General features: G+C 38.0%; 9 protein-coding genes and 1 rRNA gene. 5 read left to right on the top strand and 5 right to left on the bottom strand.

Going from position 1 to position 12,941, the window contains the following annotated elements; all coding sequences use genetic code 11:
• A 16S ribosomal RNA gene (locus DP73_RS13020) occupies window positions 1-83 on the bottom strand; the annotation flags it as partial.
• Between the two features lie 374 nt (window positions 84-457).
• Window positions 458-1,369 carry an alpha/beta hydrolase gene (locus DP73_RS13015; protein WP_242865752.1) on the bottom strand — a complete coding sequence of 304 codons (912 nt, stop codon included), beginning with the start codon at window positions 1,367-1,369 and terminating at the stop codon, window positions 458-460.
• A gap of 853 nt (window positions 1,370-2,222) precedes the next feature.
• Between DP73_RS13015 and DP73_RS13005 the strand changes: the two genes are divergently transcribed.
• Window positions 2,223-3,134 (top strand): ribonuclease Z, encoded by a 912-nt coding sequence (locus DP73_RS13005; protein WP_034600058.1) that lies wholly within the window; start codon window positions 2,223-2,225, stop codon window positions 3,132-3,134.
• A 231-nt stretch (window positions 3,135-3,365) separates the two neighbouring features.
• Window positions 3,366-4,262: a metallophosphoesterase gene (locus tag DP73_RS13000; RefSeq protein WP_034600057.1), complete on the top strand. Its 897-nt coding sequence runs from the start codon at window positions 3,366-3,368 to the stop codon at window positions 4,260-4,262.
• Between the two features lie 24 nt (window positions 4,263-4,286).
• On the opposite strand, the gene DP73_RS12995 is transcribed toward DP73_RS13000, so the two are convergent.
• A complete protein-coding gene (locus DP73_RS12995) occupies window positions 4,287-5,720 on the bottom strand; it encodes an MFS transporter (RefSeq protein WP_052090659.1) in 1,434 nt (477 codons plus the stop codon).
• Window positions 5,721-5,939: 219 nt separating this feature from the next.
• On the opposite strand from DP73_RS12995, the gene DP73_RS12990 reads away from it, so the two are divergent.
• The 3 genes from DP73_RS12990 (at window position 5,940) to DP73_RS12980 (ending at window position 8,201) form a co-directional block, all read left to right on the top strand.
• Window positions 5,940-7,193 (top strand): hypothetical protein, encoded by a 1,254-nt coding sequence (locus DP73_RS12990; protein WP_034600056.1) that lies wholly within the window; start codon window positions 5,940-5,942, stop codon window positions 7,191-7,193.
• A 192-nt stretch (window positions 7,194-7,385) separates the two neighbouring features.
• Entirely contained in the window at window positions 7,386-7,739 is a 354-nt protein-coding gene (locus tag DP73_RS12985) for a CGGC domain-containing protein (RefSeq protein WP_034600054.1), read from the top strand.
• Between the two features lie 186 nt (window positions 7,740-7,925).
• Window positions 7,926-8,201 carry a hypothetical protein gene (locus tag DP73_RS12980; protein ID WP_034600052.1) on the top strand — a complete coding sequence of 92 codons (276 nt, stop codon included), beginning with the start codon at window positions 7,926-7,928 and terminating at the stop codon, window positions 8,199-8,201.
• 161 nt (window positions 8,202-8,362) lie between these two features.
• Here DP73_RS12980 and DP73_RS12975 read toward each other — a convergent pair whose 3' ends face one another.
• A complete protein-coding gene (locus DP73_RS12975; protein WP_034600051.1) occupies window positions 8,363-11,329 on the bottom strand; it encodes an FAD-binding and (Fe-S)-binding domain-containing protein in 2,967 nt (988 codons plus the stop codon).
• 173 nt (window positions 11,330-11,502) lie between these two features.
• Window positions 11,503-12,894, bottom strand: coding sequence for an ATP-binding protein (locus DP73_RS12970; RefSeq protein ID WP_034600049.1), 1,392 nt, complete (start codon window positions 12,892-12,894; stop codon window positions 11,503-11,505).
• Between the last annotated feature and the right edge of the window lie 47 nt (window positions 12,895-12,941).

Here is a 12,941-nt window from a genome sequence, read left to right as displayed (position 1 = left end):
CTTATCAAAATTCTCCGTTCGACTTGCATGTGTTAGGCACGCCGCCAGCGTTCGTCCTGAGCCAGGATCAAACTCTCCAAAAAAAGTTATTTTCAAACTTCTCATTAGAAGAAGATGATTGACTCATGATTTATTTTGAAACTCTTGCGAGTCTCTCTCATTGGCTGTCCTTGTTGTTTAGTTTTCAAAGACCATGGACGGTCTGGGTGTCACCGGAGCCATGGATGGCGGGAGGTGACCAAAGACCATTTTTTCCTCGGCCCAATCTGGCCGGAATTACATAATAGCATCATTAATCATTGTTGTCAAGATCTAACTTATGATTAATTTAGCATTTAGTATTTCATAAAGGCCTTATTTGCCGCTCAATTAAGATACCATTTTTTTTGCATGCTGTAAACTATAATTTTTATCCAAATTATACCTTGATTATTATTTATTTATTGCTAGCTTAAAATCACATATTATTATTCTTATCTTCATAAGTGTCTTTCTGTAAATCCCTATTTATCTCATTAAGTAATTTAGCAAAATCCTCATTCTGTTCAAACTGTGGAAAATGGGCGGATTGATCAAATACAACAAACCCTTTCTTAGGGGCAAGAATGGAATTATAGTAGCTGCGAGCAGTCTCTATAGGAGTTAAATAATCATATTTCCCAGCAACAAAATAACAAGGAATTGCTAATTCTGGCACTTCTGAAGGAATATTACTTTCTTTAATTTCCTTCCATAGTAGATTATCAGAAACGCGCAAACCAACTGCATATCGAACTGCATCCAGCAAATTATATTCTGGGTTTAAAAAGACTCCTGCTAAAATATCCTTCTTTTCATTAACAAGACGTACTGCTCCGCCATATTTCCATACAAAATTCCTCTTAAATGATTCTTTGTGGTTAATTATGTTTTCCCGACATGCCTCTATTCTTTTAGCATCTAAAAAGTCTTTCTGGTCAGAAGCCTGCCTTAGACAATATTCCAAAGCCTCCAGTTCCCCTGTCCAGAAATCTCCGACTTGACCAATTCCTATGTAGCAAAGATATTTTTCCGGAGCTCGATCTGCAGCTTTAATACCTACTATTGTTCCAAAGGAATGTCCCACTAGGATTACCTTTTCCGCCCCATATTCCTTATTAATATAATCTGTAAGGGCAATTAAGTCATCCACTAATAAATCAATGGAAAGATTGGTATAATCCTCAAAGAAATGATAGGATTTCCCTGCTCCTCGTTGGTCATATTGAAGGATTGTGAAATTTTTTTCCAGCGATTCTTGATACTTTTTTACATATGGAATTTCCGGACAACCCGGACCACCGTGCACAAATATTACAATAGGATTTCTTCTATCATATCCTCTGATCATGACCTCATGCTTGCTTCCATTAATCTCAATCTGTTTTAAAATACTAATACTATTCTCGTGGCCTCTTATTGAAGGAGTCCATGTGGGAAATAGTAAACCTATTACTAAAATAGCTAATAGGATTTTGCCAAACTTCTTTTCTATAATGAAAGACACCTCCATATTAAAGCTAAAAGGATTATCAAAGATATAATAGTTTATCCTCTTTAACTTGGCTATGGCTAGTTAAAAAATAATTACAACACTCCACGACGAAGGTTAACAAAAAGATAAAAAGAGCCTGATACCGCAAAGAAAATTGCTAAGACGAAGTAACCCGTTGTTAGTGATACAAGAAAAGTATAATCGGATGCACTTATATAGGTTGTATAGTTCTTTATGAGCAAGTTCTTCGAATACCCCATTCCATAAAATAACAGAGACAAAAAATAACAAAATGTAGTTAAACTTGGCATTTTCTCACCCTCCATCAAATGTAACCAAACAGACATTCTTACCCACACATAGACCAATCCCCGGTAATGCACTCGGTACAACCTCCGATATGAATAAGTCTATTCTGACATACCGGGCATTTGTTGTGCCAGATTAACCACTTTTCGCAGGGTTCAATACAACTTGCCTGTCGATTGCATTCCAGGCACAAGTCACTCATTAAGCTCACCTCGCAGTACATGTATTTGATATCATACGAACTTATGTTCTTATTATATCGAAATACCTACGAATTTCAATACCACTGTGCTCAAAACGAAAATTTTTATCTGGTTAGTACCAAGGTATAATATATATACTAATTAAACAAAAATTACATAATTAATTACTTATTGATTAAGAATTAAGGAGGCTTTCTATGCTCGATGTTTGTCTATTGGGCACCGGAGGGATGATGCCTCTGCCAAACAGATGGCTGTCATCCCTGCTCTTAAGATCCATGGGGAGAATGCTCCTAATAGATTGTGGAGAAGGAACTCAAATTCCTCTTAGGCAAATCAAATGGGGTTTTAAAGGCATTGACGTTATTTTATTTACGCACTATCATGCTGATCACATTTCCGGGTTGCCGGGGATTCTTCTTTCAATCGGCAATTCAGGAAGGAAAGAACCATTAACACTAATGGGCCCTAATGGTATACAGAAAGTAGTTGATTGTCTAACAGTAATTTCACCTGGATTGCCCTATGATTTGTCATTAACTGAGCTATCAGATACTAACATAACGACGACAATAATGAGTAGCATTGAAATTAAGAGCATACCTGTTGAGCATACTCTTCCTTGCTTAGCATTCAGTATTGAGTTTAAAAGACAAGGTAAATTTGATGTTGAACGTGCTAGTAACTTAAAAATCCCTTTAAACTACTGGAATACTCTTCAAAAGGGCCAGACAATTACATGGGACGGTAAAATCATCAAACCAGAGATGGTTGTAGGCGAGATAAGAAAAGGGATTAAGGTTTCTTATTGCACTGATACACGACCAACGAATAGCTTAGTCGAATTTATCAGCGAGTCGGATTTATTAGTTTGTGAAGGTATGTATGGTAAACAGTCCGACTTAAGAAAAGCTGAGCAAAAAAAGCATATGCTGTTTTCTGAAGCCGGATTAATTGCAAAACAAGGAAGGGTCAAAGAACTTTGGTTAACTCACTATAGTCCATCCTTGACAAGTCCTCAAGAGTATATAGATCTTGCAAAATCGGTTTTCCCGAATACAATTCTAGGCCAGGATTTGCTTACTAAGACAGTAAATTTTTCTGAGTGATTAAAAAGATCATCTGAAGTTCTGTGACTAAATGTATAAACACAGACACAAAACACCCCCCAAGCTTTGATTGAGTTTTGGGGGTGTTTTTAGCGCCCTCAAAAAAAGCACTTTTTTTATCTTAATTCAATATAATGGCTTAGCAACACTTTCAAGGAATAGCTTGTGCAATTAATCTTTAACTAGCATCTTAAAGACCTTTTCAATGTTTTCTTTTTGCAGGGGGTAAAGATGAATAAATTAAAACGCATATCTAACGTCTTCGAATCGGCAGAAGTAATCCCTTTCGACGATTCCTCCAGGTTTATCCTAATGAGCGACGTCCATAGGGGTGATGGGAGCTGGGCTGATGACTTTTTGAAAAACCAAAACTTATATTTTGCAGCCTTAACTTATTACTATAATGAAAATTATACTTACATCGAGATCGGCGATGGCGACGAGCTTTGGAAAAACAAAAGACTCTCAGACATTATGTATGTTCATAGCAATGCTTTCTGGCTTCTTTCCGAATTTTATAATGAAGGTCGGTTACATTTAATCTTTGGCAATCACGATATGATCAAAAGCAAAAATAAATTTGTTAAAAAAAATCTATGTGAATCTTATAATGAAAAGGAAAAAAAATATGTTCCCCTATTTGAAAAAATCCAAGTCCACGAAGGGCTAGTTTTAAAGCACACTGTTACAAATCAAAAAATTCTCCTTATTCACGGTCACCAGGTGAGTTTCCTGGATTATGAACTGTGGAGATTTTCGAGATTTCTCGTAAGATATTTTTGGAGGCCACTTGAATTGTTTGGGGTAAACGATCCTACAAGTACAGCCAAGAACTATGCTAAGAAAGATGCAGTAGAACTGAAACTTTCGGAGTGGGTAATAAGAGAAAAGCACATGCTTATAGCCGGTCACACCCATAGGCCAATGTTTCCTGAAATAGGTGAACCTCCTTATTTTAATGACGGAAGCAGTGTCCATCCGCGAAGTATAACAGCAATTGAAATTGAAAGCGGAAATATTACCTTGGTTAAATGGAATGTCAAAACAAAAGATGACGGTACCTTATTCATAGGCAGAGAGATTCTTGCCGGCCCAAGAAAGCTAAGTGATTATCATAATATAGAGTGATAAAACAAATTGAATATGCAGATTTTACAAGGCTTGGTTTTTACGATGGCCTTTATGGCTTGACGATATGCCTGTTATACTGGTCTTGTGCCCTCTCGCTAAAGATGCAAAAACACCAATAAAACAAAGAATGGCAAAAACAATGAAACTGGTTCTCGAGCTTCTAAGAAAACTCTCAACATAATAGGGCGAATCAAGGGTTAAGCTTTTCATATCAAATGAAGTAATAAGAGCCACGATGGTCATACTCAGAGTTTGGCCTATAAGCCTCATCGTAGCTAGGGTAGAAGAAGCTACTCCATAAAGCGGTCGTTCAACAGAACTCATAACTGCATTTGTATTAGGCGAAGAAAACAGAGCAAAGCCAAGTCCTATGAATGCAAGGTTAACTATGATAAACGTAATGGAAGTTACTTCTGTTAAAAAAATAAATAAGAATAGTCCTATTGTTGTTATGCCCATTCCTAAGGAAGCAAGAATCTTAGAATTAATTTTATCAGATAAACGACCTGCTAAAGGTGAAAGAACAGCCATAATAATGGGCTGTGAAAGGAGAATCAAACCCGATTGTGCTGTATCTATCTTTTGTACATTTTGAAGATATATTGACATCAAATAGATTAAGGCAAATGTAGCGCTATAGTTTATTAGGGCCGCTAAATTGGAAAAAGAAAAGGCTCGATTTTTAGAAAACATCCGAATAGGCAGTAATGGGAATGAAGTTTTATTTTCGTAAAATACAAAGGCAGTCAATAAGACGATACCTGTAATAAAGGCAGCGGAATATTGGGATCCTTGACTGATATCCGATAATCCATAGAGAAACAACAGTATCCCAAATGTCCAAAAAACACTGCCCTTTGTATCAAATTGTTCGTTGTCAGCTCCGACCCACTCCCCTGAGAGCTTCGCAAGAGTTAAGCCAAACACTAGTAACGCTATTATAAAATTAAAATAGAATATCCCCCGCCAACTTATAGTACTGCATATTACCCCACCTAAAACAGGGCCAAGTGAAAGACCAATATAGGTGGTAGCTGCACTTAAGCCCATTGCCCTCCCCCGTTCTTTTGGAGGAACAACTGAGGTTAGAATAGCCATGGAAGTCCCAAAAATCATAGCACTGGCAATTCCTTGTAAAACTCTGAAGATAATTAAAACAGGGAAGGAAAATGCCAGCCCACACCCTAGCGAAGTTACTGCAAAAAAGAACATTCCTACGAGAAATACTTTCTTTCTGCCAATAATATCTCCCAGACGTCCGAATGGCAGTAAAAAAGCGGCACTTGCTAGGAGATAACTGGTGACAACCCAATTTAGACCGGATTGGTCGACTCCATATTCCAGGCCAATCTGCGGAATTCCAAGATTAACGGCATTTCCAGTAAATGGTGCTATAAAAGATGTAATCATAACGATAATCATAGTTATCTTTACAAGTGATGGATTCTGATCCATGTCATTCCCCTCCTTAAATATTCAGTAAATTCATTTATATCTTCCAAATCCTTCTTCTATGTCTTCAGATACCATAGAATTATTCGATGATAAATCGATAGCCAGATAATTTAAAAAAACCACCGATACTATAGGCAACGCCAGACAATCAACGCTAATATTGTCATAATTTTCTCTCAAGAAAAGGGTATACTAAGGCAAATGTATTTGGAGGTTGCAATGGACCGACCAGAATTATATTCGAAAGTTCGTCGGTATATAGCCTATGTTAGCCCTTATGGTATTACTCAACTTCAATTTAAGAACCCCTATGTAATAGCTTGGTGGTCCCTTGCCTTCCCCGGCCTAGGTCATATAATGATATGCAAATACCTTAGGGGATATTTTTTGTTTTGTTGGGAAATTACAATTAATTACTATGCCCATATTAACCTAGCCTTGTTGTATTCCTTTACAGGACAATTCCAAATGGCAAAAGACATTCTTAATATTCAATGGGTACTCTTATATATTCCGACTTACCTTTTCACAGTATGGGATAGTTATCGAAGTACTGTCACCTTGAATCAACAATATATTCTAGGGGCTAGAGAAGATGCTCAAGTGAAGTCATTTAACATTAGCCTATTTGATATTAATTTCCTCGACCAAAGGATTCCCTGGCATTCGGCGATGTGGTCAGTATTCATGCCGGGACTAGGACAAGCCTTAAATCGGCTCCCATCCGCTTTCTTTATAACAATTTGGTCAATATTTATTATAATTCAATCCGAGCTATTGCCGGCTATACATTACACATTATTGGGACAATTTAACTCTGCTAGAGCTGTTATCGATCCACAATGGTTCTTAAACCTACCAAGTATATATTTTTACTCCATTTATGATGCCTATGCTAAAACTGTTTATCTCAATAAACTTTTCGATTGGGAACAGGCTAAATACTTAAAAAATAATTATCAATCTAAAGAATTCCTCATGCCCTTTTGCAAAGGTGATGAAAGAGGGAAGAACATGTATATTGTCTCAACATTTGATCATTCAACTTATCTGGAATTGGCTATAACGGCTATACAAATGAAAGGAGTTCCTAAAGAGAACATTCTTGGTGTATCAATGGATAAACGCGACGAGGAAAGAAAGCTTTTTGATTCAATTCATTCCTCAGATGGTTTAAGCTTATTTGATTTACCCATAATTCTAGCAACCTTATTATGTCTCTTTGGGAGTATCTATGGTTTCTTATTAACCTGGGGCCCAATTCTCTGGGGAATAATCGGTATCATCCTTGGATTTACGGCAGGCTTAATTATTAGGCTTATAATTACAAAAGACATCGCTGGCAGACAGAAAAAACAGCGGTCACCAGAGGTTGTATTAATAATTCAATGTGAGGAACACCAGTTGGAAGTCGTTAAAGACTTGCTATGGCAGAACCATGCTCTTGGTGTTAGGAAACTTATCCTTAATTAAGAATCATCTCCAAGAAATGTAGCGATTTCCTGCGAGACTGTCTATTTTCACATTAATAGGCTTTTTATATAACCTCCCTTCCGGGATTTCAAATTTCTTTTCTAAAATTTTCTAAACCATCCAAATTACATAGGATTATTTATCTTCTTTGTAGAACATTTCCATTAAATATTTACAAGGAGGCTGAACCCTATGGCTAATATTTTAATTGTTTCCTGTTCTAAGATCCGTGATGTGAGTTGTATTGCTTGCTTAAAATGTTTTAAGGCAGCTGCTCTAAAAGATGGTGAATTTGCTAAGTATGACACAGTTCAAATTGCGGGACTCAGTGGTTGTGGTGATTGCCCCGGCCTAGTTATGCCTAAGGTTGGCTTAGTTATGGAAATGGCTGATTATTTATATCAAGATATTGATGCTATTCATATTGGTACCTGTGTGGTTCGAGCTGGAAGCACAGCTGCTTGTCCCATCGATTTAGATAGTATTAAGGTGAAACTAGAAGGGAAATACGGAAAACCAGTAGTTATAGGCACTCATAATTATTAGATGACAAAATTACCCCGAGAAAATTAAATATAGTATAGTTACGATATATTTAAAGCACTACGAACTATACAAAATGCGTTGGCAGGAGAAATTCTCTTCTTAACCAACGCATTTATTTATTTTATATGAAGCTTCGCTTACATAGAAGTATTGCACCTGGAAACATTAATGATGAGGTGATTAAAAATGAATAAGTTATATGGCAAAATAATGAGCAAAGACGCCTTCCTAAATAATACACCATATGCTAAAGAACCATATGAGGGCATTATGGTAAGCCTTGATACAGAGAATAATCAATATAAGATCGCTGTACAGTTAAGCGAAAACCAAGTACTGCTGGTCGACAAGGTAAAAGATACGGAGGTTCAGGAGCGGTTAATTCAGTGGATACCGCGTGTCAATGAAATCCAGCTTCAATACGGGGTTGATAATGATTTAGAAAACTATTCAAGGTATTAGACTCTCAATTTTTACAGATTTAGCCTAATTCCTTAGGTTAATAATCACTTATAATTGGAGCTCATATACTGCTTATTAACAGCATTATGAGCTCCTATCTTTCTTTCTTTCTTTCTTCTCTCTTATATGCGAAATACTCGAACTCCCTAGTTATCCAACTCTTAATGTAATGGTAGTGGCGTCGAGGAACGATCCACAAGATACATTAACGATTGATAGCTTATTCCACTATGTAACGATAGCCCTATCTCACATGTTCTGCTATTAGAATAACCCGAAGTACAGCCCTCTGGAAGCGAGGGTTTTAGCCCAGCCAAGGCGGAACGGTTCAGTTCAGGGAATGAGAATCCCTTATCCCCTGCAAATCCACAACAATGTACATCATCCGGCATCACTACTTTTTCTGCACAGGCCTCTGCTATCGCCTTAAATTTATCACTGAGATGCATTTTTACAGAACTACAGGTTACATGAACAGCCACAGTCTCTGGAAGCTTTCTTAATTTTAAGCGATTAAGCAAGAAATCATGGGTAAACTCTACGGAATCATGCAGCTCAATTCCAGATTTAAAAGCTCGTTTCATCCGATAGAGACAGGGGCTGGTGTCGCAAAGAATGGGGTATTTTCCATTTTCACTGGTTTGGAGCAGTACTTTCTCAAGTTCCTCACTTTTCTCATCAGCAATATCGAAGAAACCTTTACTTTCCCAGGGCATACCACAGCACAGGTTATCCATGTTTGGCGGGTAGATAACTTCATATCCAGCTTTGTCCAATATTGAACTCATCACTTCGTGAAGAGGTCTTTGATCCCTATCCTTACGAGCAGGACCCATAGAGCGGCTAATACAGCTCGGAAAATAGACTACCTTTAAGAGGTCTGGGTTCATCGAAGCTGTTCCAGACGAGTTCATACCCCGTGTTGAATTACCGGCTGGAATCTTGGGATTAGAGCCCCGACCAGGCATCCAAGGGTTCCAGTTGGGAATTCGGTTCTTTGTGAGGGTGTGAGCCTTTGTTGCCAGTGTATCCATCACTCCAGTTCCCAGTAGTGAATGGGCAACATCTACGGCACCTAGTCCAAAGCGCATAAAAGTAGTAACCCCATTCATATTTTTGGACAGACGTTGGGCAATAAAGCGAGCGGTAGGCGTAATGGCCTGTGAACGCAGGTATTTCGAATTATCTCCGGTATTAATGGAAAGGGGACATGCTTTGGCACAGAGTCCGTCTGTAGCACAGGTTGCATTGCCGGCATAGTCATAATCCTTAAGTAAACGCATTAAACGCTGGGGTTCTTTTCCTGTCCGTTTCAGAAAGGATATTTCACGTTGCAGGATAATCCTCATTCGCGGGGTTGTGGTAATGTTCTTTGAGGGGCAGATATCTTGACAAAAACCACAGTTTGTACAACGGTCAATAGTTTCATGAGACTCTGGCATCATTTTTAGGTCTTCTAGATAGACGTTCTGATTATCATTGATAACCACTCCGGGATTTAACAAGCCACGAGGATCAAAGGCAGATTTTATCCGTTTCATGAGCTGATATGCCTTACTCCCCCATTCCAGCTCTACAAAAGGCGCCATATTCCGACCGGTTCCATGTTCGGCCTTCAATGAGCCATCATATTTTTTGACAACCAGTTCATTAACCTCTTTCATAAGTCCTGCATATCGCTCAATTTCTTCATCCGTCTCAAACTTCGGAGTGAAAATAAAATGCCAATTCCCATCTAGAGCATGACCATAAATAATAGCATCCACATAGCCAAATTTGTTAAGAATATTTCTTAGATCCAGTGTGGCTTCGGCTAATCTTTCTAAAGGAAAAGCTACATCTTCAATAATTACCGCTGTACCTTGTTCTCGTACTCCACCCACTGCAGGGAAAATCCCTTTGCGAATCTTCCAATAAGTTTCATACTCGGATTTTATGGTAGTAAAGTCAATCGGCAAAACTGTTGAGATAACTTTAAGACGTTCTTTAACTTCGCCAATCCGTTTTTCAAGAACCTCCCGATTTTCTGCACGAACCTCCACAAGGAGAGCGGTTGCCGTTTCCGAAAGAGTTCTCAAATAATCGGGCATACCCGGCTGCTCTTCCATGGTTTTAAGAGAAGCCCTGTCCATCATCTCAGCAGCTGACACCAGATCCCGATTCAGCTTCATTACAGCTCGACAGGCATGATCCATATCCGGATATATAATTAAGGCAGATGCTTTATGATCATGCTCGATTACTGTTTTATAGGTTATTTGAGAGATGAACCCTAAAGTTCCTTCCGAACCAATCATAACATGCTTAATAATCTCAATTGGATCCTCATAATCAACAAAGGCATTTAGACTATAGCCTGTAGTATTCTTAATCTTATACTTCTTTTCAATCATCATAGTTAGCTCCGGGTCAGCCTTAAGCTCATCTCGAATACTCTCTATTTGTAGGATGAGATCTGGTTTACTTTGAAGAAAGGTTTTACGAGAATCAGGATCTGCTGTATCAAGAATCGTTCCATCGTCAAAAATAATTTGCATATCTTCAACTGTTTTATAGCTATTATCTGCAGTACCGCAGCACATACCGCTGGCATTATTGGCAGCTATCCCGCCAATCATGCAATGATCTATGGACGCCGGATCCGGGCCTATCTTCCTGCCATATGATTTTAAATACCGGTTTGCCTCTACTCCGAGAATCCCGGGTTCGAGAGTAATTTTCTTTCCTTCTTCCAACACATCATAGTGCCGCCACGCTCCTTGAACCATGAGTAAGACAGAATCCGTTAGAGCTTGCCCCGATAAACTAGTCCCAGCACATCGAAAAGTAACTGGTGTGTTAAGATTCTGCGCAATCTTTAAAATTGCCGACATTTCTTCACTATTAAGAACCTTAACAACAACTTTAGGAATTAACCGATAAAAACTGGCGTCAATGCCAAACCCTAAAGTATAAAGTGGATCAATAAAAACCCGCTGGTAGGGAATGAACCGGGTCATTTCTCGGTAAAACTCTTGATAAGCTTTAGGAAGCGAGCCCAGATCCTCTTGTTTATAGGCAAGATTGCGTGGGTCTTTAGGGTTTAAAGGATATAATATTTGTCGTGTTCCGCTACGTCGATGAGTCAAATCAGTCACTCCTTTGAAGACAAGTTTTATTTTTCTAGTCTTTGCAAACTTGAGACGTCCAATTCTTCATCAGCATTTTCTTCGGCAAAAACACAGATAGCAGCCTGTATGAATCAGGACTGCTATCTCAAATCAAAACTTAAACTCTATTACTACCCCTATTGCTTACTCACTCATTTATAATTCCGATCATCCAATTTAAAGCAAACATAAAAGGTAGAACCAGAAGGACTGGTTTCAACACTTATCCTTCCATTATGTCTAGAAACTATACCGTAACATACAGCTAATCCTAAACCTGTGCCTTTTTCTTTCGTTGTATAAAATGGTGTACCTAGTTTTTCAAGCACAATTTCGTCAATTCCCGTACCTTCATCAGATACAACTAGGACTACTTCACCGTTTGAAGAATATGTTCTAATGCTAACCTGTCCGCCACTAGACATTGCCTCGAATCCATTTCGAACAAGATTTAATAACAATTGGCGAATTTCCTGTACATCGAGTTGTAAATCCGAGACATCATTGAGCTCGGCATTCAGTAATTTGTCATTATTTTGTGCGTCCGCCTGAAGAAGCGGTAATGTCGAGATAACTATGTCATTAATATTGTGACATTCCAACGCAGTTGGTTTGTTACGAGTTATGGAAAGAAACTCTGTAAGAATGGAATTGGCACGATCTAGTTCTTCTATCATGATATTGAAGAATTCCTTTTCTCTTGATCCTTGTTTATCCTTAAGCAGTTGCAGAAATCCTTTGACGGTAGTCATTGGATTTCTTACTTCATGACTGATACTAGCCGCCATTTCACCAATTAAATTCAACTTTTCAAGTCGTGCCATCTCGGACTCAGTACGTTTACGTTCAATTATTTCCTGTTTAAGCAAATCGTTAGCAACTTGCATTTCCCTTGTCCGCTCTTGGACTAAATCCTCAAGATAATGGTTTTGCAGCAAATTCCGTTGCTTATACTTTAGAAGCACTGTCGATAAAAAATAAGCAATCACAACTAATAAAAAAACATCTAGATAATGACCAAAGCTTAAATAGGGATCCTCTAGACTAATGGTTAAACATATCATGAAAGTAATACAGGACAGACCATACAAAAATGCAGCAATCTTTGACTTGAAATTATACAATATGGCAACTGAATAGCATGCAATGAGGTATACATTATTGGGCCTATTGATCTCCAATGATACCCAACCAGATATAACAGCTGAATAATTTAATGCAAAAAAAGCAAAAAGTATGACATACAATTTATGAAATAAAGTTATCTCCCTTACAGAGTGAGCAGTGACCTTGAAAGTAACTAAAATAGACATGAAAGTCACGAAACCTAAAACAATATGGGTGTAAAACACATAATAATAGCCATCACTAATTGCCCAGAGTCCTTTTGCTCTGTTATTAAAATCAATCATAAGAAAAATGAGATTAGCTAAGAATAAGACAATAGCAAACAGCCTGGTTCGATTATAGTTATCGCAAATTATGATTCTATCAATAGCAGTTTCCGCATTCTTATCAAGATGTTGTAGTTGAAACAGACCCATGCGATGAGCTCCTATCTACCAACAATATTCACAGCGAACATGCGAAC

The sequence above is a fragment of the Desulfosporosinus sp. HMP52 genome (assembly GCF_000765145.1).
In the GTDB taxonomy this organism is placed as follows: domain Bacteria; phylum Bacillota; class Desulfitobacteriia; order Desulfitobacteriales; family Desulfitobacteriaceae; genus Desulfosporosinus.
This window is presented reverse-complemented; position numbering and strand designations above follow the sequence as displayed.